Consider the following 24298-nt stretch of genomic DNA (forward strand, 5'->3'; position numbering starts at 1 on the left):
GTTTAATCGGAAAAGTAAACGTTTATAGGTCTTCCCTAAAAGTAATTCGGTAAGGCGTTATTTTGTTTTAAACCAACACAATGTAAGGGTAGCAGCCCTGGGGTCTTACTTCTAGAAAATAAACTTCTTTCTCATTTTTTAGGGTGATTATTTGAATTAGCTATCATAACAACCCAGGGCTGCATTTACATTTACAACCCTCCTTCAATACGTATTACCCCTACCGTATTAACTATAATAGAAATCAGTACGTCAGGCCTAGCCCAATCTCCATTATCTTGATGTAACATTCAGGCTGCATTAAAAGCACTCAATGCTGAATTATAAAAATTCAACCATCAAACTCTCATACTACCTGACCTGTGATTAAATTTTCGCCCTCCTACCTTGAGAGAGGTATCACTTCCATATGGTTTCTATGGTTTACAAACCGCCTCAGTAGATTAGAAAACTGACTTAGACATTACGGATGCCAGAAGAAATTCATTCTTTCTTAGAACACATTTTTTATTGCTAATTCGTATCCATTTCAAAGACAAATACAAAGAAAGCACTTAGAGAATTCTTTCGATAAAATGATGTTATGGTAAATCAGAGGTAAGCGTGTATCGGGACAGTAAATGTTTATCAGGATTTCCCAAAAACATGTTAAAAGCATGTTCCTTTGAGTAGAATGAACAAGATTAATGTTACGGATAGCTTCTAAGATTTTCACTATAAATTATAGTCACTGCCCCATTTCTTTCGAGGCATAATACTATACACTTCTAGGATACACTTTATAAGACTATTACTGACATCTGGAACATCCGGTTCATTAATTAGTAATCAATTAAAATAGAACGTATGAAAAAGAAATGCAATTGGTTGTGCATACTTTTCCTAATTGGATTTTCAATAGCATTGGCACAAGAAAAAACAGTTTCCGGCACGGTCTCAGACCAAGATGGTTTTCCCCTACCTGGGGTCAATGTCCTGGTCAAGGGAACTACGAACGGGACTCAAACCGATTTCGATGGCAACTATGCCATTGCTGCGAATGAAGGCGATGTATTAGTCTTTTCCTATATCGGTCAAAAAACGACAGAACAAGTGGTAAGTACTTCCAGCACCCTAAATATTCAAATGGAAGAAGACCGTCAAGCCCTTGAAGAAGTCGTCGTTACGGCACAGGGCATTAAAGCGAAACCAAGATCTTTAAGTTATTCCGTACAATCGGTCGACTCCGATGATATTACCAAATCTCGAGAAACGAACCTCGTATCTGCATTAAGCGCTAAAGCTGCGGGTGTTCAGGTAACCTCATCTTCGGGTTCAGTAGGTGCTTCCGCCAATATAAGAATTAGGGGAAATACGTCAATTACACGATCCAATTCGCCCCTATTTGTTGTTGACGGGGTTCCCATTGACAATTCGTCTTTCTCGGAAGATCCAACGCAAACCAATAATAATTCGAGTTTAGGCGGCTCCGATTTTTCGAACCGTGCCATTGATATCAATTCAAACGACATCGAATCCGTTAACATTCTAAAGGGAATAGCGGCGCAAACACTATACGGTCTGCGCGCTGCGAATGGCGTTGTATTGATTACCACCAAAAAAGGAAGAGAGGGAAAAACAACGGTGACCTTAAACACCTCCACTATTTTCTCGGATTACAATAAAGGACCTGAATTGCAACAAATCTATGCCCAAGGTCGCCACAATGGTGGCCAACTCGAATACCGAGGACCGGAAACGGGTGAAGGCGACTCTTGGGGCCCTAGAATTGCAGATTTGGAATTTGATGGCGATACGTCCTACCCTTTTGATAAAGGCGGCAGGTTAGTGCCCGTTGGAACTGGAAATGGCGTTGCAGCAAGAGCGTACGACCCTTACGACTTTTTTATAACCGGTGAAGCCTTGGATCTTAATTTGGCGGTCAGCGGTGGTAATGAGAACATCAATTACAGAGCCTCTATCGGCAGACTTATACAAAACGGGATTTCACCGAATGAAGCCTTTGAAAGAAAAACTTTTCGATTGGATATGCAGGCCAAATTGAACGATAAAATATCGCTTGATGCCTCTGGCCAATACGCAAATTCCGGTGGGTTTAGAGTACAAAGGGGTTCTAATATCTCAGGGGTGATGTTGGGGCTTCTACGTACGGCACCCACCTTTGATAACGGAAATGGTCTTACCGGCCAAGCCGCAGCCGACAATCCCGCAACATACTATTACGATATCGAGGGGCAAGAACTTCCCGGACAAAGAAGCTATCGCGATGGCATATATAACAGTCCGTATTTTGCCGTCGCCAGAAATAAAAATTTAGACGATGTCAATCGTTTTATTGGCAAACTTGGCCTAACCTACCAACTTAATGATTGGTTGAATTTCAGGTCAACGGCTTCTATTGACAGATATACCGATGTACGGAAGTTGGGATTTGATGTGTTGGATGCCAGCTTCAATAACGGTAGGGTCATCAACGATGTCATATCAAACCAAGATGTCAACTGGAATTTTTTGGTAAATGCGAATTACGATTTCAACGACAAGTCAGGTATTACCGCCAACATCGGCTATGATGGGTATTACACCAAAAATAATAGGCAGACCGTTCTTGGCGATGGAATGACGATACCGGGATTCTTTAACCTGAGCAATGTAGAGACCACCCAGGCACAGGAATTAACGAATGCCAAAAAACTTATCGGTGCTTTTGCCACTGCAACCTTAAGCTATGACGATATGCTGTTCCTGACTCCGGCGTTTAGGAATGACTGGTCCTCTACCCTTCCCGTGGGATCCAACACCTTTCAGTCATACTCCGTGGGAGGTAGTTTTGTCTTCAGCGAATTGCTGAACGAAGATTCGTTCATTAATTATGGTAAACTAAGGGGCTCTTGGGGAAAATCGGGAAATGACGCGCCTATTTATGCTACCATTACGAATTTTGGGGGTACATCCGTCAGTGGCGACGGATTCATTCAAAGTGTCACCTTTCCGGCATACGATGCCACTTCTTTTGAAAGATCATCAAGGGCCGGTAATCCGGATTTAAAACCGGAGGAGACCACTGAATTTGAGATAGGTGCCGAGTTATCGATGTTAAACAGTCGATTGAGATTGGATTTCACGTATTATGACAAGGAAACCATAGATCAAATAATTCCGGTAGACGCCGCGCCTTCTTCCGGCTTCATCGATCGTTTTTTGAATGCTGGTGTCATCTCAAATACCGGTTACGAACTCACCTTGAGCGGCAGCCCGATTAGGACCGAGAATTTTAATTGGAACATGAGCGTCAATTGGACTACCTATGAGAACGTGGTGGAAGAATTGGTAGATGGAGTAGAAAGTATTACCCTTAATGGTTTTTCGGGAACGAGTTCGCGTGCTATCGCTGGGGAATCCTATGGCTCTTTTTTTGGTTCAAGATTCCTGAGGAATGAGGCTGGTGACGTTCTCATAGACGATAACGGTTATCCTCTGCAAAACCCTGAAGACGGGCTTATCGGGGATCCGATTCCTGATTGGATCGCCGGCCTTACTAATTCATTTTCCTATAAAAATTTCGGCCTGTCGGTACTTTTTGATGTGAGACAGGGAGGGGATGTATGGTGCGGTACGTGTGGAATTATCGATTATTTCGGTGTATCGGCAGCCACCTTGATTCGAGATCAAACCACCGTCTTTAATGGCGTGGTGCAGTCGACCGGCGCTGTAAACACCCAGGTTGTTCCTTATTCCGATCCCACGATTTCCGAGAACAATAATTGGTGGAGACAATATGGGTTTGGAGGGCTTTCCGAAACGGCCGTATACCATGCCTCTTGGGTGCGTCTTAGGGAAGTAACCCTATCCTATGACTTCCCTTCCAAGTTACTCGACGGCACATTTATTAGCGGTATATCCATATCCGGTTTTGGACGAAACCTATGGTTGAGCACCGACTATCCCGGTGTTGATCCGGAAACCAATTTGACCGGTGATACCAATGGTATCGGTTTGGATTATTTCAATCAGCCAAACACCAGAAGTTATGGCCTCGATGTTAAATTAAATTTTTAAAAAAATGAAAGTACTTAAATTGATAATAGGAATACTAGTTCTTGGCGTGACAACTTCCTGCGAGATTACGGAAATAAATGTAGACCCCGACAATCCATCTTCCGAATCGATAAATGCCGGTGCCATTTATCCAGGTATGATCGCACAGACGCATCGAAATTCAGTTGCCCTCGGCGGAAGGATATCTGGCATAATCATGCAACATTTTGAGGGCCTTGATGCACAGCAAATTGCGTACGGTCAATACAATATAGGAGAAAGCGATATTGATGACTTGTGGGACTTCGGCCTTTACGGTGCGGGATCGATGCGTGATTGCTTCGTGATTATTGAGAACAGCGATGCATCTGTAAGTGCCTTGGCCAAACTATATATGGCCGCCAATTTAGGAGTGGCCACGAGTACCTGGGGCGATGTTCCTTATTCCGAAGCGTTTGTCGGAGACGCAGGCAATCTGAACCCTACCTTCGACAAACAGACCGATTTATATGGCGTCATACAAACCCTATTGGACGAGGCTATCGCAAGTGATGTAAGTGCGGGAATCGGTGCCTTTGCTGGTAGTGGGTCTACAGACGACATCAACTGGGAAGGTACGGCCCATGCCTTGAAAGCGCGATATTATATCCATCTAACGGCAGTCAACGGGGCCTCGGCCGCCCAAAGCGCTTTGTCCGAAGCCCAGCAGGCTCTTGAGAGCACAGCAGAACAGCCTGATTTCATCTACAGCACACCGCCGCAAAATGGTAACCCTTTAGCCCTATTCGATAATGATCGACCTGAAACACTTGGCTTTTCTACTTCTCTCAACGAGATGATGACAGATGACCCGAGAATACCTTTCTACACGACCGACGGACAGTCATTTGCCGGAAGGGAAGGTTTGTTTTGGGGACAATTGACCTCTCCTACTCCTTTAATATCCTATTGGGAGGTGAAATTTATCGAAGCAGAGGCCTTGGTCAGAACCGGAGGTAGCGATGATGATGCTCTAACTGCACTTCAAGATGCCGTAAGGTCGAATATGCTATATATCGGCGTCTCCGAGGACGATGCAAGCGATTATGTGGATGACCTAGCCCTTTCAGGGTCTGAAACCGATAAAATTGAAACTATTATAGTCGAAAAATACAAATCGCTATATGGGAATGCGCCGTTTGAAGCATGGGTCGATTTTCGAAGGACAGGCTTCCCAAACCTAACTCCTAATCCGGATGCAGTACCTGGGGTGAACCCATCGGGGGTAATTCCGCGCAGATTCCTTTATCCCCTTTCCGAGCGCCAAACGAATTTGGAAAATTACGAAGCGGCAATTTCGGCACAGGGCGGGCACTTATTGGATGACGATTTGGCCGTATTTCCTAGAAATTAAAATAGTGTGGATTTGAAAGTGATAGACAAGGAAATTCTCCGGTAGATTCTTGGTTTTCGTTCTTGAGTGATTCGATGATTGACAGCACTTTCTTACACCTATCGTATATCTAGCTCTATTGCGGAAGGGCGATTCATTTTCTGAAAACGCCTAAATCCCTAAAGTCACGCTGGAGCATTAGCGACTAATTGGCTTCATAATTTTTCAATGTTTTGACACTAATTTTTAAAACGATATGTATGAAAAAAATCTACTCTGCTTTGTGGATGGTTTTCCTTTTTGGAATTTCAATGCTAAGCGCACAGGAAAAGACCATAACAGGTACTGTAAATGACGAAGGTGGATTACCCTTACCTGGGGTCAATGTCTTGGTAAAAGGAACGACAAATGGCACTCAAACAGACTTTGACGGTAACTATAGTATTAGCGCCGATGAAGGTCAAATACTAATCTTCTCGTATTTGGGTCTTAAAACGGTCGAACGGGAAATCGGCAGCTCCAATACCATGAACATTGTACTGGAAGAAGATGCCTCCCAATTAGACGAGGTAATCGTGGTAGGTTACGGTACCCAGAGCAAGCGCAACCTGACCGATAACATCGCCAAGCTTACTGCCGATGATATCAAGGAGGTTCAAAATCCGAACTTTCAAAATGCCTTGGTCGGTAAAGCCGCCGGAGTTCAGATTACCCAGACCAATGGTAAAGTTGAGGGTGGCATCAACATAAGAGTTCGCGGTGCGGCAAGTATCAGTGGCGATTCACAGCCTTTATATGTGGTAGATGGTATTCCTTTGGTAGACCCACTTAGTGATAATGACGTATTCGTTCCCGGAGCCGCCAATGCTACGGGAAACGGTGCCCCTACCAACCCTTTGCTCACCTTGAGCGCGAATGAGATCGAATCCATAGACATTCTAAAAGATGCTTCTTCTGCGGCCATCTATGGCGCGCGAGGGGCGAATGGTGTGGTAATCATTACGACAAAAAAGGGAAAACAGGGTAAGGCGAATTTTGCCTTGAACCTCGCACAAGGTTTTTCCCAACCCACGAACAAAAGAGATTATTTGAATGCCGCCCAATACATAGAACTGTTTACCGAGGCCGGCAGGAACTCTGCTTTCTTCGATCCCGATGAGGGTCAAGCATTCGTTGAGGCGAGGTTTGACCGGTATGCCGGTGATACCGATTGGAGAACTGGCGAAGTAGACACCGATTGGCAAGAAGAATCCTTTCAAGATGGTTACCAGACCGATGTCGATTTCTCCGTTTCGGGGGCAGATGCCAAAACATCCTACTTCTTTTCAGGAGCCTACAATAATTCGGCAGGTATCGTCAGAGGTAATGAATTGGAGAAGGCCTCGGCACGAATCAATATTGACCATAAACTTACCGATAAGTTTAAAGCGGGTATGAACCTGAGCTTTTCCAGAGCGGAAATCGATCGCATTTCCAATGACAATGCATTTTCTACTCCCCTGCAAGCTATCGCACAATCCCCTCTGGCATTGACTCGTCTTCCGGATGGCACGCCCAACGCAAGCACGCAATATGGGAACTTCCTGTTTGATTTGGACAACTCCTTCTTCAAGACCATTATTAGAAGACTCACTGGCAAAGCCTATGGTGAGTATAAATTCACCGATTATCTGAAAATCAATTCGGATTTCGCTTATGATTTTTACTCCCAAACCGAAGATGATTATGACGGTCTAAATGCATTGTTCCAATCAACAAGCGGGCAGTCTACGGCAACCGATATTTATTCTGAGAACTATATCTTCAGTAATTACCTCACTTTTGACAAGACATTTAACGATTCCCACGATGTGAACTTGGTTTTAGGTACGGAGTTCAACAAAATAAACCGAAGAATTGGTAGCGTAACCAGTATTTTATTTCCCAGCGATGCCATTCCGACCGTCAGTAGCGGTGCGGAGGTAATCGCCGGCACGGGAATTCAAAGAAAAAGTACCTTTCTTTCGTATTTTGCCCGCGCTACTTACTCGTTTGACAATAAATATCTCTTCAAGGCAAGTGTTCGTAGAGATGGATCCTCCAGATTTGGCAAGAATCAAAGGTTTGGTACTTTTCCGGCATTTTCTGCTGGTTGGGTGCTTTCAGAAGAGAATTTCCTAAAAGATTCACAAACGATATCATTTTTAAAACTTCGGGCAAGTTGGGGGCAATTGGGGAATGCGGAAATTGGAGATTACCCTTCCCGATACCTGTTTTCAAGTTTCTCTTACAATAAGCAAGGGGGTCTAGCGCCCTTGCAACCGGGTAACGATGAACTTACTTGGGAAAAGTCGACACAAACTGATATTGGGCTGGAATTTGGTTTTTTTGATGGTATTATTTCTGGTGAAATCGATTACTACAACAAAGAAACCGACAACTTGCTTTTTGCCTTGCCATTGCCCCTTAGTGGAGGAGCTGCAACCGTAAATACCAATGCAGGTACCTTGGTGAATAAAGGTGTGGAATTCGTTCTGAATACCAGGAATGCCAGCACGGAGAATTTCACATGGACCACGAACTTCAACATCGCTAATAATGATAACGAAGTAACCGCTTTGGCCAATGATAATGCCGATGTCATTACAGGACGGAATATTTTAAGGGTTGGCGAAAACTTGAATGCCTTTTACATGATAGAATACGCTGGTGTTGACCCCGCTAATGGGGACGCCTTGTACTTTTTAAATACCGAAAACACCGATGGAACCCTGAATAGGGAAACTACCAACAATCCGAATGATGCCGAAAGAATTGTAGCTGGCAACCCCTATCCGGAATGGACAGCAGGTTTGACGAACAACATCAACTACAAGAATATTGACTTTACGTTTACCCTGCAAGGACAATGGGGCGCCAGTATATTTAATGACGCGGGGCGCTTTGAATCTGCCAATGGAGATTTCTTTGACAATCAGACCACGGATCAGTTGAGAAGGTGGCAGCAACCCGGTGATATTACCGATGTTCCGGAAGCTCGATTATTCGAAGGTAACGGGACGGCAAGGTCTACACGCTATTTGGACAAGGCGGATTTCATAAGATTAAGGAACATTTCATTGGGGTACACCATACCGAAAAACGCTCTCAAAGGTGTAGGACTTAGTAAAGTTAGAGTGTACGTTTCCGGACTGAACCTGCTTACGTTTACCGATTTTGAAGGAGGTTGGGACCCTGAATCCACACTGGACGTAAACGGTCCTGCACAGCCGGGAATTGCCTTCTATTCCGCTCCTCCCGCAAAAACGATCACCTTAGGTCTCAACATTAATTTTTAAAAGAATGAAGATGAAAATATATAGTAAAATGATTACGGTATTTTTAGTCTTGGCCACTTTCGCCTGTGAAAATGAACTTGAATTCGACCCTACCGACAATCTAGCTGGCGAAAGTGCCCTTTCAACCGAAGAAAATATTGCCAGTGTACTCGTGGGGGTGTATGAAGAACTAGGACAGGATGATTCTTACGGTGGACAATTACAGATACTGGTAGACTTACTAGGAAATACCGATCAGGCGAACTGGGAGGGTACCTTTGTAGAACCGAGGCAAGCCTTCGCAAAAGGCTTTTTAGTGGACAACATTTGGGTACGAGACGTTTGGGGCAATGCCTATGAGGCAATAAACCAAGCCAATTTGGTGTTAGAGCGCCTAGACCTGATAACAAGTAGCGCAGCGGAGAAGGACAGAATTGAAGGAGAAGCACGATTCCTGAGGGCTTTGGCGTATTTTGATCTTGTCCGAAATTTTGGACTGCCCTTTGAATTCGGCGAATCGAACGGCCAACCAGGAGTGCCGTTACGCTTAACAGGGATAATAGACTACTTAGTGCCCATCAATGCCGCACGAAATTCTGTTCAAGAAGTATATGACCTCATATTATCGGATGCTACGAGAGCTTATGAAATTCTCCCGGATGCGAACGACTTCTATGCCGATAAATACGCGGCACAAGCCTTGTTGGCAAGGGTATATTTTCAACAAGGTGACTATGCCCAAGCTAGGGATGCCGCCGATGATGTGCTCACCAATAGCGGAAATTCCTTAGATCCTGATTTTTTCAGCGCGTTCAATAATGATACCGATGGTATCGAGGACATTTTTACGTTTCAGGTCACGAGTCAGACTGGTTTTAATGATTTAGTGGTGCATTATGCTTCAGAGGCAGATGGTGGCCGTGGGGGTGATATCACCATTCAAGATGGCTATCTGGCGCTTTTTGACGATCCGAACGATGACCGTGGCGATTTCAATTACATCAATCCGGCCAATGGCAGTAGGCTCACCTTAAAATACACGAACCAGTTTGGAAATATCCCTATGTTCAGAATCGCCGAAATGCATCTGATTCGATTGGAAAGTAATTTCAGGGAAGGCACCACCACAGGCTTAGACCCTTTGATCGAAATAAACGCCCTTAGAGCGCGTTCCGGTGCTACCGAATTGGCAGGACCACTCACAGCGGATGTGATTTTTAATGAAAGGCAGCGTGAATTAGCCTTCGAAGGTTTCTTGATACATGACTACAAAAGAACCAAAAGGACCGTTGGTGATTTACCGTACAATGACGATTCTTTGGTATTCCCCATTCCACAGACCGAAATGGACACCAACCCATTGATGACACAAAATCCCGGCTATGGCGGTTAATACGAACTAATGCTTTCTAAACAACACCGATTCATACAGAATCGGTGTTGTTGTATTATCTCAACAGAAAAGCGGTTTAAAGTAACCAAAGCCCTCGAAAACTATTTTTTCAGATTATTGATATAATTGACGACCAAATGATTGAATAAATTTGGCTGCTCAACGTTCACTACATGGCCACAATATTGTATGGTGACCAAACTACTCATTTCATGTTTTTGAACCACTTTCTCGATTGTCGGTAAAAAAAGATAGTCCTCCCCTCCCATCACATAAAGGGTTGGAATTTTGATATCGGCCGCACGAAATAATCGCAACAAGGGGTTGATCTCCGAGGTAAGTCTGAACCAACGGATAAACTCCTTTTGATACAATTTCTTTGCTTCCCTTACGAAAAGCGATCTCGACTCTTTATGATTGCGATTGGGCATGATGATAAAGGCGAAGAACTTGTACAACCAAAGGTATGGGATGATCGACTTGAAAATAATTCCAAGGCGCATTAATAATTGTGATCTGAAATCCAACTTCATAATCGCTCCGCCCATAATCATACTAGATACCCTATCGGGAAAACGTTCCGCCAGATTCCTGATTAAAATGGTACCCAAAGAAATGCCTATAAAATGTGAAGTTTCTATTTTTTCATGATCTATCACTTCAACGATGTCATTGGTAATCACATCAAAGGTGTAGCGATCGTTCAAAACATCCTTAAGATTGGGTTTTGATTTTCCGTGCCCCCGCAAGTCCAGAAGTAGCACATTAAAGTGTTTCTTGAACTCCCGTAGCTGCTTATGCCATATTGAAGAACTTCCCCCTGCCCCGTGCACGAAGGTCACCCATTCGTTCGAAGATGTATGTTCATAAGTTGTGTAACTCAGCATTTAAAAATTTCCCATTTTAAACAGGGTGAACCAATGTATTAAACTTTTGTGCCGTAATACCTATTATCCGATTTTTTAACATTTTAACTGCGATATCGAGAGCAGCAATCTTACCGTAGTGTTAAGTAATCATCAAAACAACCGGTTTTTAGTTAAATATGACGATTGTAAACGTCCGGATTTGTACTTCGCCCGTATATTTGTAGTAATTAAGGTATTAAAACTATGGAAAAGCAATATTGTAAAGTAGGCACGATAACTCCAATGAACTCAGGTAGGCAAGCTATTGCCATGTTGGAATATCAATATCAAAACTTTTTGGAGAAAGCATCGAATATGGATTACAGCGATGCAAAGCTCAGGGAATACTTCGAACAAAAAGCTCAAAAATTAAGTAGGATTTTAGAAAATCTTGTCTAATATCTTTTAGAGCTTACCAAGTTCCTCGCGCATTTTCACTTGAATTTCCGCTGCCTTCTCCGCTGCCTTTTCTGCAAAATCCCTTCCCGTTGACGCATAGATAATTCCACGGGAAGAATTAACCAGCAAACCTATATTTTTATTCATTCCGTATTTACAAACTTCATGTAAATCGCCACCTTGTGCGCCTACCCCTGGCACCAAAAGAAAATGGTCGGGCACAATCTGCCTTATTTCGGCTAGATACTCCGCCTTTGTAGCTCCAACAACATACATGAGGTTTTCCGCATTTTCGTATGTCTTCGAGACTTCAAGAACCTCTTTGTAAAACTCCCTTCCATCCATCATTTTCGTTTGAAAATCGAACGCACCAGTATTCGAGGTCAAGGCCAATAAAATGGTGTGCTTATTCTTGAATGCTAAAAATGGTTCGACCGAATCCCGCCCCATATAGGGTGCTATGGTTACGGAATCGAATGCCAGGTTCTCGAAAAACGCCTTGGCATAGCGGGTAGACGTGTTCCCGATATCCCCGCGCTTGGCGTCGGCTATGGTAAATTGCTCGGGATAGTTATCATTTAGATATCGAATCGTCCTTTCCAAGGCCCTCCAGCCTTTTAAACCGTAGGCCTCGTAAAAAGCAATATTGGGTTTGTACCCTACACACAAATGCTGCGTGGCATCGATAATCGCTTTATTAAACGAAAAAATAGGATCTTCCTCATTTAACAAATGAGGGGGAATCTTATCTATATCCGTATCCAAACCGACGCAGAGAAACGACTTTTTTTTAAGTATTTGGGCGATTAATTCTTCTGTAGTCATGGGAAGCTATCTACTCGAGCACAGTCGAGAGGTTCTAAACTGATGGTCCTTTGGTTATCGACTGCACTCGAACGGACACTATATTATGCCATACATCAAAAAATCTCCGAAGCTTCTTTTAGTTTCTCCGTATTTTCGACCAAACTTAATTCATCGATAATCTTTTGAATATCGCCATTGATGATGTTCTGCAAATCGTACAGCGTTAAGCCAATACGGTGATCGGTCACCCTGCCCTGTGCATAGTTATAGGTGCGTATTTTTGCCGATCGGTCACCACTACTCACCTGGGAATTACGCTTGGCCGCATCTTCTTCCTGCTTCTTGGCGAGTTCCAAATCATAGAGTCTGGAGCGTAGTACCTTAAAGGCTTTCTCTTTGTTTTTATGCTGAGACTTTTGATCTTGGCATTGCGCCACCAATCCCGTTGGGAGGTGAGTCAAACGCACTGCCGAATAGGTGGTATTTACCGATTGTCCCCCAGGGCCTGAAGAACAGAAAAAATCGACCCGTACATCCTTGGGTTCTATTTGTACATCAAAATCCTCGGCTTCCGGCAAGACCATAACGGTAGCGGCACTGGTATGAACCCGACCTTGTGTTTCCGTTTGTGGAACGCGTTGCACACGGTGTACCCCAGCTTCAAACTTTAAGGTGCCGTACACATCATCTCCAGAGACTTCAAAATGAATCTCCTTATAACCTCCGCTCGTGCCTTCGCTTAAATCGATAACGTTGGTCTTCCAACCTTTCGATTCGCAATATTTTGTATACATTCGGAATAAATCCCCGGCGAAAATACTTGCCTCGTCACCACCGGTGCCGGCACGGATTTCCATCACGACATCCTTGGCATCTTCCGGGTCTTTTGGAATAAGCATCAGTTTGATGTCCTCCTCCAATTTTGGAAGTGCAGCTTTGGCGTCATCCAACTGCATCTTGGCCATTTCAACCATTTCGGCATCGCTTCCATCGGAAATAATCTCCTCTGCTTCCGCAATATTATCCGTCAGCTCAATATATTTATCACGCTTGTCACAAAGGTCTTTTAGGTCTTTGTATTCCTTCGTCAATTGTACATAACGTTTTTGGTCCGAAATAATATCGGGTTGGATAATAAGGTCGGAAACCTCATCAAAACGTTGTTTTACTATGTTTAATTTATCAATCATTCCGCACTAGTAGTTGGATTGCGAATTTACGATTTTTTTTCAGGTGGAAGTCCATCAATACGCTTATGAAAGGCTGCTCTCCTAATCAGGTGGACATTACTTCGATGCAAATAGTATTTACTATTACAATATCGGATGGGTAGACTCCGCTACTGCTAAAAAGTTCGAGCTAGGCCACTCCTTATCAAGGAAAGATAAATAATCAAGGGAACTGTTCGCTAAATCTCAAACCTGCTTGCATGTAGAGCAAATACAACTATTGGTATACCTCGGGATGAATAAAGCCAAAATCGTCGTTTACCGTTTCTAAAACTGTTTCGACCTTCTTCGTATCTACATGAATTCGTTTGATACGGAATGGTGATTTGAAAACTTCCAGGCTATGAAAGTAGACGTATTCCCCGTTTGGGGACCAGCACATGCTTCCACCATTCGCATTGGCGTCGTTCAGCAGAATCCATTCTTGGTTCGACTGCATATCATATAACATAAGGTCAACATCGGAATAGGCAGCATTACCTCCAGAAAAAACCACCTTGCGACCATCCGGCGAAAACGCTGGGTCGTGGTCACGGGATTGGTTTTGGGTAAGTGCCGTAATGTTGGTTACCGTATCGTTTATTGCATCGTAGTCCGCTTGCTGCAGTTCTAATTCCGTCAGGTCAAAGGAGAGCATATTGTCCGTAAAACCCATAAATACAACGCTACTATTGTCCGCTGAGAAATTACAGTCAATGGCCCAATGATCTGATAGGATTTTTGGATTCTTGCCTGTGTTGTCCGTGGTAATCAATCGCCATTGCAACCCGGATTCGGTTTCTACTTCGGCACACATGAGTATTTTGCTTCCATCCTTATTCCAACGACAGACGCCTTGGGCATTCCATCCGTTCTCGTTTTTAGCAATGAGCACTTGCGGATTACTGCCATCTATATTTACCAACATCAACTCTGCGTTCGGATAATCATCGTGGTTCTTATCCGGATTTACCGCAGATCGGTATACCAGTATTTTTGTTCTGTCAGGACTTACCTTAGGCCACCAGAAATCATAGCTTTCATCACTTAAAACAACAGACTCTATACCATTTTGCAATCGGTATAGCTCATTGTGTCCGTTCGGGTTTTTCGAGTATAAGATGGTATCCTCGATGGTCTCGGGACTATCAATGCTGTCGATTGGCGCATCGTCGCTACACGAAATGGCAAGTACGCAAAAAAACAGGTAAAGCAATTCTTTTATAGGTCGCATTTCAGTACGTTATCATTCGGTGAAAAAGGCGGTATTTGAATCTCCTTAGTCGGTTTCAAATAAAATACCACCACTTTTATGGATTTTATTATCGCTATCGACAATAATCACCTCGGTACCGCCAAATTGGTTGATTAGCGAAATACCTGCCTCCTTGCCCATGATAAAAACAGCTGTCGCAAGGGCATCGCAAATCTCGGCGCTTTTCGCAAAAATAGATACGCTGTTGATGCCCATAGCAGGGTAACCGGTGCGCGGATCGATAAGATGGCCGTATTTTTTAGAGTCGATTATCACATACTTTTCAGCGTTGCCAGAGGTCGCTACAGAGGATTCTACAATAGGTAGCCATGAAAAAATCTTATCCTTGCTCATCGGGTTGGCAATACCGATCATCCATTTTTCACCATTCGCCTTGGTACCCCATGTGGTAAGGTCGCCGGAGGCGTTTATGATTCCACCCTTAACCCGTTTAGAGACCAAAAGTTCTTTTGCCCTATCGGCGGCGTATCCCTTGCCGATAGCGCCAAACGAGATTTTCATTCCCTTTTCCTTTAGGAATACGGTCTTGTCCTTTTCATCTAAAATGATTTTTTGATACCCGACATTCCGTATCGAATTTTCGATTTCCGATTCGGAAGGTATTTCTGTCATAGAGCCATCAAACTTCCAGATGTCATCCATCGCCGCAAAGGAAATATCAAAAGCACCCTCGGTAAATTCCGAAATTTGCTTCGATCGTTCAATAAGCCTAAATAGTTCTAAACTCACTTTTACAGGCTTGATACCTGCGTTATCGTTGATTTGGGAGGTCTCTGAATTTTCGTCCCATGACGATAACATCTTATTGATTCGGTTGACCTCGGCAATTGCTTCGTCAATACTGATATACCCAAGTTCCTCATTTACATCAACGACCGATATATCGAAACGGCTGCCCATCAATTCAGTGGTCTTTTTGACGGTAATATATTCTTTCTCCTGCGCTGAGGTATGGAGCGCTAGAAAAAAGCATACACATATCAGCCACATCCTCATCGTAAAAATGAATTTAAATGGGTAATGTATTCCTCCGGAGAAAGATTTTTATAGGATGTCGTACCTAGCACTTGCTCTTTGGAGTTGACCAATACGACCAATGGGAAATACCCGTTCGGATTGAATTTATCGGATAGCTCACCATTCTCTCGGGACAATTCTTCAGACAGGCGATTTTTCTTCTTTTTCGGAAAGTCGGCGCGGTACAAAACAAAATGTCCGGCCGCGTACTCTTGAAAATCTTTCGCCTGCCAAATTTCCCTCTCTAATTTTATACAGGGCGCACACCAATCACTTCCGGAAAAAACCACTATCAAAGGCCTATCGGTCTCTTCGGCCAATGACAGCGCCTCGTCATATCCGGTTTCCCAACTTTGGGCGACTGCAATAGCCGATAAGAATAGCGCAAATAATATCAAAAATCGTTTCATAATATGCTTGCTAGGCAAATTCGATGCCAAAGCCTATTCGAAGACCCTTAAAATATCTCCATCTACCGATGTTTGATAGACTTTTAAGGCCTTTGCCGTGGTATTTCCGATTTGATTCAACGGGCTGCCGTCCTGGCCGAACCGCGAACCGTGTACATCGCAATGGAAGATGCCACCTTGATCACTGACAAAGCGCACTTGATCATATCCTTGATGGCTGCAAATCTGCGTCGCGGCAATTAGTACACCCTCGAGGTTTCTGGCTACGACTACATCGTTTTTTAGAATATACCCACCCTCATTGGCCAGATTAGTGGCTTCATTGGAACTTAAGTCTATTGTAAAGTCAACTCCCGTTGGCACCTCTTTTATATTCCCAACGACTTCATCCTTAGAACAACCTTGTGCACAAGGGAAAATAAGTGCAAAGGCGGCACCAGCACCGAGGCTACGTAAAAATTCTTTTCTTTCCATAACTAAAAAGCTTTAGTAAGGGAACGCAAAAATGATGGTATTCGTATGAAAAAAAGAGCCTATTAGACCTATGACAGCATAATTGGAATATTTTTTAGGCGATCTATACGTGGAAATCAACTGTACGTCCTTGAAAATCGGTAAAACGCATATCCGAACAGCAATCCTTTAGTACTCGAAAGTACCATATTCACTGCTGATCGTTAGTTTTCTGGACGTACTATCGGCCACCCTGCCGATGATTTGGGCGGGCACCCCGAAACTTTCAGAAATGGCAATTAGTTGCTCCGCTACCTTAGGATTCACATAAAGTTCCATACGATGCCCGCAATTGAAGACTTGGTACATTTCCTTCCAATCGGTTTTCGATTGCTCTTGAATTAATCTGAACAGCGGTGGAATCGGGAAGAGGTTGTCCTTGATGATGTGAAGGTTTTCAACAAAGTGAAGTATTTTGGTCTGCGCTCCCCCACTACAATGCACCATACCATGAATATCCGACGCATTGTAATCCTCCAATATTTTTTTAATGATCGGCGCATAGGTTCGCGTTGGGGAAAGCACCAATTTACCAGCATCTAAAGGAGTATCGGCAACAACATCGGTAAGTTTCGCACTTCCGGAATACACCAACGATTCAGGAACCGCCGAATCATAACTTTCAGGGTATTTTTGCGACAGGTATTTCGAAAACACATCATGTCGTGCAGAGGTGAGTCCGTTACTGCCCATGCCTCCGTTATACTCTTTCTCGTAAGTGGCCTGACCGTAGGAGGCCATGCCTACAATGACATCACCCGCCAGTATGTTCGCATTGTCTATAACCTGTGAACGTTTTAGGCGAGCTGTTACCGTAGAATCTACGATAATCGTGCGTACCAAATCGCCCACATCGGCCGTTTCCCCACCGGTAGAATGAATGCTTATCCCGTGGGATTTCAAATCGGAAATCAATTCTTCGGTACCGTTGATAATAGCTGAAATTACTTCTCCGGGAATCAGATTTTTATTTCGCCCGATTGTAGAAGACAACATGATGTTATCCGTGGCCCCGACACAGATAAGATCATCGATGTTCATGATCAGCGCATCTTGGGCAATCCCTTTCCAGACCGAAAGATCTCCGGTCTCCTTCCAATACATGTAGGCCAAGGACGATTTGGTACCGGCACCGTCGGCATGCATAATCAGGCAATAAGCATCGTCATTCGTCAAATAATCAGGAACGATTTTGCAAAACGCTTTCGGGAACAGGCCTTTGTCAACATTTTTAATGGCGTTATGAACGTCTTCCTTAGATGCCGAAACACCTCTTTGGCTATATCTCTCGCTGGTATCCGAACTCATGAATGTGGTTTTGGCAAAAATAGAAGTTTCGATTCGATTGAAAACATAAACTTCTACAAACTTGATTTACTTTATAAACAACAGTTCTTGATACTTTGTCAAGGGCCAAACTTTATTATCCACCAACTTTTCCAACTTGTCGCAATTCAGGCGAATCTCCTCAAAATATGGCTTTACATCATTACAATAGGCCAGTGCCTTTTTATGACTATCGGTAAGTTTATTGGCCTTTCTTCTGGCATCGGTCATGATGTCGGTTTTCTTTTTTAAATCCGTCAGATGTTCGGCAATGGATTCGATGATAGCGAGTTGCCCTTCGGACAATTTTTTATGCGCGGCCCCGTAAACGTCTTTCATCCCCAAAACATTGGTCAGCAGCTTGTTTTGATAATCGACCGCAGAAGGAATTACAAAGTTGTACACCAATTGACCGTACACACGACCTTCGATCTGCACATGCATGATATACGCTTCCAGCTCAACCTCCTGTCGCGCACGCACTTCGGTCTCGCTCATTACCTTCATCGATTTGAACAAGTCTAGACTCTCTTTGGTTGTCAACACCTTTAAGGCCTCAGGAGTGGTTTTATTGTTGCTCAACTTTCTGCGTTTAGCCTCTTTTTGCCATGCCTCGCTATAGCCATCACCATCAAAACGAATTCGCTTCGAAGTTTTGATATACTCTCGCAGCACATTGAATATCGCTTCGTCTTTCTTCAGGTTCTTCTTATTGATCAATGCGTCCACCTCTTTTTTGAAGGCGACCAGCTGTTTGGCCGCGATCGTATTCAGGACGGTCATTGGCTTGGCACAATTGGTTTTTGAGCCCACGCCCCGCATTTCGAATTTATTTCCAGTAAATGCAAAGGGCGAGGTGCGATTACGGTCCGTATTGTCCAATAAAATCTCAGGAATCTTTCCGACAACGTTCAGCTTTAGCTCAGTCTTCTCCTGTGGGGAAAGCTTCCCTTTGGAGACGCCTTCCAATTCATCCAGGACCTCGCTCAGTTGCTTTCCGATAAAGATGGAAAGTATAGCAGGAGGTGCCTCGTTGGCCCCCAAGCGATGATCATTACTGGCAGATGCAATCGAAGAACGCAACAACTCCTCGTACGAATCGACCGCCTTAATAGTGTTGATGAAAAAGGTTAAAAATTGAAGGTTCTTCATCGGCGTTGAACCCGGACTCAAAAGATTTATACCGGTATCAGTCGCCAAAGACCAATTGTTGTGTTTTCCGGATCCATTGATACCTGCAAAGGGTTTTTCGTGAAATAATACTTTAAAGTGATGTTTATCGGCAATTTTATCCATCACATCCATCAAGAGCAGGTTATGATCTACCGCCAAATTGGCCTCTTCGAAAACGGGAGCCAGCTCGAATTGATTGGGGGCAACCTCATTGTGCCTTGTTTTTACGGGTATTCCCAGTCGGGTACATTCAATTTCAAGATCTTTCATAAAACCGATGGCCCGCTGCGGGATGACTCCAAAATAATGGTCGTCCAGTTGCTGCCCTTTGGCTGCCGAATTTCCGATCAAGGTGCGCCCCGTCATCAAGAGATCGGGTCGGGAATGGGCCAAGGCCTTGTCGATCAGAAAATATTCCTGTTCCCAACCGAGTGTTGCATTGACCTTCGAAACATTTTTATCAAAATATTTGGCCACTGCCGTCGCAGCGTCGTCCATAGCACCTAATGCCCTTAAAAGGGGTGCTTTGTTGTCGAGCGCCTCGCCGGTATACGAAACGAATACGGTCGGAATGCATAAGGTCGTATCGTAAACAAAAGCAGGCGAAGTGGGGTCCCAAGCCGTATAACCACGTGCCTCGAACGTATTGCGGATACCTCCGCTAGGAAAGCTAGATGCGTCGGGTTCCTGCTGTACCAACTGACCGCCACCAAATTTTTCCAGTGCCCTGCCACCGGGTAAAAGATCAAAGAAGGCGTCGTGCTTTTCAGCGGTGGCCCCTGTCAATGGCTGAAACCAATGCGTGTAATGCGTAGCGCCCATCGAAATAGCCCAACCTTTCATCGCTTCGGCCACCTGATCGGCTATTTTTCTATCGATTTTGGAACCGGAGAAAATCGCGCTCTTTACACTGGCAAGGGCGTCTTTTGTAAGGTATTGTAGCATGCGTTCGTCGTTAAAGACGTTTACAGCGAACAATTCCGAGCGCCGACCAGTTTCTTTAACCGCGGTACGGACTCTTGTATTGCTTTGTATTATGGCATCAAATCGTTGTGTGGACATGTTCTATGACTTAAGTTGAGCTCCATTAATTATTATGGAATTGGCAATATATCCCTTAAATATTAATTTTCTATCAAAATACCCCCTATAATTTAGGGGTGTGAATAATTAAATGTGATTTGTGGATAATTACCCCCTTGAATTTATTGATAACTCGATAAATATAATATTTTTGTTGATCGCGAAATTTAAAATTAACTATCATACAATTATGAGCAAGACAAAATTAGAATATATCTGGTTAGATGGATATTTCCCAACACAGAACATGCGAAGCAAGACCAAAGTCGTGAATGATTTTGGTGGAAAACTGGAAGATTGCCCGATGTGGTCTTTCGATGGAAGTTCGACAAGACAGGCAGAAGGTGGATCTTCGGACTGCTTGCTAAAACCCGTTGCTATTTTCCCAGATCCGGCGAGAAAAAATGGCTTTTTAGTAATGACGGAAGTCTTAAATGCCGATGGAACTCCACATGTCTCTAACGGCAGGGCTACAATTGATGATGATGATAATGACTTTTGGTTCGGTTTCGAACAGGAATATTTTATAATGGATACCGCTACTGAACTTCCCTTAGGATTCCCCAGAGGTGGGTATCCCGCTCCACAAGGGATGTACTACTGCTCCGTAGGAGGTAAAAATACACACGGACGCGATTTGGTCGAGGAACATGCCGACCTCTGTATCGCAGCTGGACTTAATTTTGAAGGAATCAATCAGGAAGTAGCTTCGGGCCAATGGGAATTTCAATTGTTCGCAAAAGGAGCGAAATTGGCCGGAGACGAATTGTGGGTCGCCCGTTATTTATTGGATCGTTTGACCGAACAATACGGATACTATATCGAATACCACCCAAAACCACTTGGAAAAGATATGGATTGGAACGGTTCCGGTATGCATGCGAACTTCTCTAACACCACCTTGCGAACTTGCGGCGATAAAGCCACCTATGAGAAGATATGTGAAGCTTTCCGCCCAGTGGTAAAAGAACACATCGAAGTTTACGGAGAGTTCAACGACCAACGTTTGACCGGAGATCACGAGACCCAGTCCATTGATGAATTTAGTTTCGGTATTTCCGATAGAGGTGCTTCTATCCGAATTCCTATCGCGACCGTAGAAAGCGGATGGAAAGGGTGGTTGGAAGATAGAAGACCAGCATCTAATGGAGATCCTTATAAAATTGCCGGTAGAATCGTAAAGACGGTTAAAACCGCAAATGTATAGGTAATTAAATTGTTGTGATTAAACCGCCTTTGATAGTAATCAAAGGCGGTTTTTTTATTGTACGGTTAAATAGACAAAAGTAATATAGCCCCCTAGCAAAAGGATACCATCGCGCCAGCCCAAACGTAAACCTTTGGGAATAAAAACGAGCGGAAGTACCAAAAAAGAGATACCCAACATCCAAAATATATCATTGCTTAGCAGTCCGTCGTCCATGACACGGATGGGGGTGATAATTGCGGTAATACCCAGAACAGCAAGTAAATTGAAAATATTCGATCCTATAAGATTCCCCAAAGAAATGGCCTTTTCTTTTTTAATGACAGCGATCACCGATGCTGCCAGTTCCGGAATACTGGTGCCTACCGACACAACGGTTACTCCGATCACCCGCTCACTCACCCCATAGGCAGATGCCATACCCACGGCCCCGTTGATCAATAATTCGGAACCGCCCCAGAGGGCAACACCGCCCAATCCGAGGAGCAATACAGTTTTGTAAAGGGGCAACAAGATGTCCTCGACACTTTCTTCCTCTACGACTGCAGGTTTCTGAAATCGCAGCAGGTAGACTAAAAAGAAAAAGAGGGCCACCACCATTATCACACCCTCATACAACACTAGTACCTGGTCAAAATAAATAAATCCAAAGAACATTAGAGAGGCGAACATCATCATGGGCCAATCGGTCTTGTAGAAGCTTTTGTTCACATCGATCGGGCTCAGCAAAATGGTAATACCCAGTACCAAGCCCAGATTGGCAATATTGGAACCGACTACGTTGCCTAAGGCCAAATCCGGGAAACCGTCTAAGGCCGCCTTTATACTTACGATCAGTTCTGGCGCCGAGGTAGCAAAAGAGACAACGGTCATACCTACTACGATTTTCGGAATATTCAAACGAAGGGAAATGGCGACTGCCGACTTCAACAACCAATTGCCACCGGCAATCAATAGGATGAGTCCTAGTAAAATATAAACTATATGCTGCATGTGGGGGTTAGTGTTGGCTATGCATGAACGGCAAATATAAGAAATGATGCGAATCGGTATACTCTAGGTCGCAACAAAAAAGCCAATAAGAACCCTGCTTAAAAGATCGAAAATAGAAAAATAGCTTATTTTGATGCTTTTTCGGCCTTGCAATTTCAAAAAGCACTCAAAACACCCCTACAATTGTTACAACTTATAATAGCAATTTACTTTTATTGTTATAAAATGAAACCTTGTACAAGAGCGAAACTTTAAAATAAAAATAACAACGATTTTTTAGCTTACATATGTGTATTCAAATGTATTAATTTCAATCAAATTGTTAGGAGAATAGTACGCTTTAGATATATATTGATTGGATAATCGATTATGGAGTACTATTTACTCAAACCTTACCTGCTTTGACCAAGTAGCTAAGGGCAACCTTAAAAACCCCGTATTATGATTACACTTACAAAAATGTTAGTACTATTATTGCTTTCGCTGATTTTAAATCTGTTGTGAGCAATTTCAAGAAGTCATATCAAACAACAAGACGGCTCTGCAGGGCTGTCTTATTTTACGAAATGGTTTTAAAATATGTGATTATATTTGCGCAAACCGACCAAAGTGAAAAAATCATTCTTCAAATTTTTGGCCAAAGTCAACAAAGCACTGCTCCCCTCCTATACTAAAAAACGGTTAGATCTTTCAAAAGCGACCAAATTTCAGTTAGCGCTCATCGGCTGGCGATACTATGTGACCACCAACGCCCTTGGTTAGTAATGTAAAAGGGACTGAACTTCATATCCGTTTAGGTTGTTCCTTCCACTTAAAAAATCTAGTTCGATTAAAAAATTGCAGGCGATGATGTTGCCCCCGAGTCGTTCTATAAGTTGGCAAACTGCCTTGGCCGTACCACCTGTAGCCAATACATCGTCATGAATCAGAACATTTTCTCCTTTCTGTATGCTGTCTTCATGAATTTCCAAAATATCGGTTCCATATTCCAGGTTGTAGCTTTGCGAGATTTTTGCAGCCGGCAATTTGCCGCTCTTACGCACAGGAACAAAACCTGCATTCAGTTTGGTGGCCAACATTGGACCGAAGAAAAATCCGCGACTTTCCATTCCCACTACCTTATCTATTCGGTGCTCTCCAACAAGTAAGAACAGCGCCTCACTGGCCTTTTTGAGCGTTTCTTTGTCTTGTAATAGTGGTGTAATATCCTTAAAAACAATTCCTTGCTGAGGGAAATCCTGAATATCCCTGATATAGTCGTTAAAATCCATTTTATTTGCTAGTCGTTAGTTTGCCGTTAAAGGTAAAAAGAAATATATTTGCAGCCCATTATAAGGCCCTATGGCGCAACTGGATAGCGCATCTGACTACGAATCAGAAGGTTACAAGTTCGAATCTTGTTAGGGTCACTTAGAGCGAAAAGTACGTACTAAAGTACGTACTTTTTTTATTTGCGATACCGTCAAAAGCACGAGCTTTTGAAAGGGGTTGGGAATAAAAAAAGTGCATCGCCCTTTCCGCGATGCATACTTTTCATTATAAGGCGGGAGCCTGAAAGAACACCGAAGGTAATCTTGTTAGGGTCACTTGGCGCAAGAAGTCTGTACGTGCGTGTGGACTATTTTTTTCTGGCTTCAAAAGCTCCCAGCTATTTGGGTAGATGGAAGCGAAAAAAACCGGCATCCCTTCGATGATGCATACTTCTATTTTGAAAGATGGGAGCCTGAAAGAACACCGAAGGTAATCTTGTCATCCCTGCAGGACGTTTTTCCAATTCTAAAATAGTATCGATTAAAAAGTGCATCGCCCTTTCCGCGATGTATACTTTTCATTATAAGGCGGGAGCCTGAAAGAACATCGAAGGTAATCTTGTTAGGGT

General features: G+C 43.5%; 18 protein-coding genes and 1 tRNA gene. 8 read left to right on the forward strand and 11 right to left on the reverse strand.

Annotated features, from left to right (window positions below):
* Nucleotides 1-846: 846 nt before the first annotated feature.
* The 4 genes from FGM00_RS12290 to FGM00_RS12305 all read left to right on the forward strand — a co-directional run bounded on the left by FGM00_RS12290 (nt 847) and on the right by FGM00_RS12305 (nt 10099).
* Nucleotides 847-4059 carry a SusC/RagA family TonB-linked outer membrane protein gene (locus tag FGM00_RS12290; protein WP_138853194.1) on the forward strand — a complete coding sequence of 1071 codons (3213 nt, stop codon included), beginning with the start codon at nt 847-849 and terminating at the stop codon, nt 4057-4059.
* A 4-nt stretch (nt 4060-4063) separates the two neighbouring features.
* Nucleotides 4064-5431: a SusD/RagB family nutrient-binding outer membrane lipoprotein gene (locus tag FGM00_RS12295; protein WP_138853195.1), complete on the forward strand. Its 1368-nt coding sequence runs from the start codon at nt 4064-4066 to the stop codon at nt 5429-5431.
* A 239-nt stretch (nt 5432-5670) separates the two neighbouring features.
* Nucleotides 5671-8727 (forward strand): SusC/RagA family TonB-linked outer membrane protein, encoded by a 3057-nt coding sequence (locus FGM00_RS12300; protein WP_138853196.1) that lies wholly within the window; start codon nt 5671-5673, stop codon nt 8725-8727.
* A gap of 10 nt (nt 8728-8737) precedes the next feature.
* Entirely contained in the window at nt 8738-10099 is a 1362-nt protein-coding gene (locus FGM00_RS12305; protein WP_138853197.1) for a RagB/SusD family nutrient uptake outer membrane protein, read from the forward strand.
* 101 nt (nt 10100-10200) lie between these two features.
* Here FGM00_RS12305 and FGM00_RS12310 read toward each other — a convergent pair whose 3' ends face one another.
* Complete coding sequence (locus FGM00_RS12310; protein ID WP_138853198.1) at nt 10201-10986, reverse strand: alpha/beta fold hydrolase; 786 nt, start codon at nt 10984-10986, stop codon at nt 10201-10203.
* Between the two features lie 225 nt (nt 10987-11211).
* Here FGM00_RS12310 and FGM00_RS12315 point away from each other — a divergent pair, with 225 nt between their 5' ends.
* The gene (locus FGM00_RS12315) at nt 11212-11406 is read left to right on the forward strand and encodes a hypothetical protein (protein ID WP_138853199.1); all 195 of its coding nucleotides are present in this window, start codon (nt 11212-11214) and stop codon (nt 11404-11406) included.
* Nucleotides 11407-11412: 6 nt separating this feature from the next.
* On the opposite strand, the gene pyrF is transcribed toward FGM00_RS12315, so the two are convergent.
* From pyrF to FGM00_RS12355, 8 genes are all read right to left on the reverse strand, one after another.
* Complete coding sequence (gene pyrF, locus FGM00_RS12320; RefSeq protein ID WP_138853200.1) at nt 11413-12231, reverse strand: orotidine-5'-phosphate decarboxylase; 819 nt, start codon at nt 12229-12231, stop codon at nt 11413-11415.
* A gap of 95 nt (nt 12232-12326) precedes the next feature.
* Complete coding sequence (prfA, locus tag FGM00_RS12325; RefSeq protein WP_138853201.1) at nt 12327-13403, reverse strand: peptide chain release factor 1; 1077 nt, start codon at nt 13401-13403, stop codon at nt 12327-12329.
* A gap of 256 nt (nt 13404-13659) precedes the next feature.
* Nucleotides 13660-14655 carry a TolB-like translocation protein gene (locus FGM00_RS12330; protein WP_138853202.1) on the reverse strand — a complete coding sequence of 332 codons (996 nt, stop codon included), beginning with the start codon at nt 14653-14655 and terminating at the stop codon, nt 13660-13662.
* 45 nt (nt 14656-14700) lie between these two features.
* Nucleotides 14701-15693 carry an FAD:protein FMN transferase gene (locus tag FGM00_RS12335; RefSeq protein WP_138853203.1) on the reverse strand — a complete coding sequence of 331 codons (993 nt, stop codon included), beginning with the start codon at nt 15691-15693 and terminating at the stop codon, nt 14701-14703.
* Complete coding sequence (locus FGM00_RS12340) at nt 15690-16124, reverse strand: thioredoxin family protein (protein WP_138853204.1); 435 nt, start codon at nt 16122-16124, stop codon at nt 15690-15692. The genes FGM00_RS12335 and FGM00_RS12340 overlap by 4 nt, the downstream gene beginning before the upstream one ends.
* A 33-nt stretch (nt 16125-16157) precedes the next feature.
* Entirely contained in the window at nt 16158-16598 is a 441-nt protein-coding gene (locus FGM00_RS12345; protein WP_138853205.1) for a QcrA and Rieske domain-containing protein, read from the reverse strand.
* A gap of 168 nt (nt 16599-16766) precedes the next feature.
* Complete coding sequence (locus FGM00_RS12350) at nt 16767-17945, reverse strand: AIR synthase related protein (protein WP_138853206.1); 1179 nt, start codon at nt 17943-17945, stop codon at nt 16767-16769.
* A 66-nt stretch (nt 17946-18011) separates the two neighbouring features.
* A complete protein-coding gene (locus tag FGM00_RS12355) occupies nt 18012-20198 on the reverse strand; it encodes a glutamine synthetase III family protein (protein ID WP_138853207.1) in 2187 nt (728 codons plus the stop codon).
* Nucleotides 20199-20409: 211 nt separating this feature from the next.
* Between FGM00_RS12355 and FGM00_RS12360 the strand changes: the two genes are divergently transcribed.
* Nucleotides 20410-21426 carry a glutamine synthetase beta-grasp domain-containing protein gene (locus tag FGM00_RS12360; RefSeq protein WP_138853208.1) on the forward strand — a complete coding sequence of 339 codons (1017 nt, stop codon included), beginning with the start codon at nt 20410-20412 and terminating at the stop codon, nt 21424-21426.
* Between the two features lie 54 nt (nt 21427-21480).
* Here FGM00_RS12360 and FGM00_RS12365 read toward each other — a convergent pair whose 3' ends face one another.
* The gene (locus FGM00_RS12365) at nt 21481-22419 is read right to left on the reverse strand and encodes a calcium/sodium antiporter (protein ID WP_138853209.1); all 939 of its coding nucleotides are present in this window, start codon (nt 22417-22419) and stop codon (nt 21481-21483) included.
* A 609-nt stretch (nt 22420-23028) separates the two neighbouring features.
* Between FGM00_RS12365 and FGM00_RS12370 the strand changes: the two genes are divergently transcribed.
* Complete coding sequence (locus FGM00_RS12370) at nt 23029-23181, forward strand: SsrA-binding protein (protein WP_138853210.1); 153 nt, start codon at nt 23029-23031, stop codon at nt 23179-23181.
* On the opposite strand, the gene FGM00_RS12375 is transcribed toward FGM00_RS12370, so the two are convergent.
* Nucleotides 23178-23690, reverse strand: coding sequence for an adenine phosphoribosyltransferase (locus FGM00_RS12375; protein WP_138853211.1), 513 nt, complete (start codon nt 23688-23690; stop codon nt 23178-23180). The genes FGM00_RS12370 and FGM00_RS12375 overlap by 4 nt on opposite strands.
* A gap of 64 nt (nt 23691-23754) precedes the next feature.
* Here FGM00_RS12375 and FGM00_RS12380 point away from each other — a divergent pair.
* Nucleotides 23755-23828 (forward strand) — tRNA-Arg (locus FGM00_RS12380).
* Nucleotides 23829-24298 lie beyond the last annotated feature (470 nt).

Source organism: Aggregatimonas sangjinii (assembly GCF_005943945.1).
Lineage (GTDB): Bacteria > Bacteroidota > Bacteroidia > Flavobacteriales > Flavobacteriaceae > Pelagihabitans > Pelagihabitans sangjinii.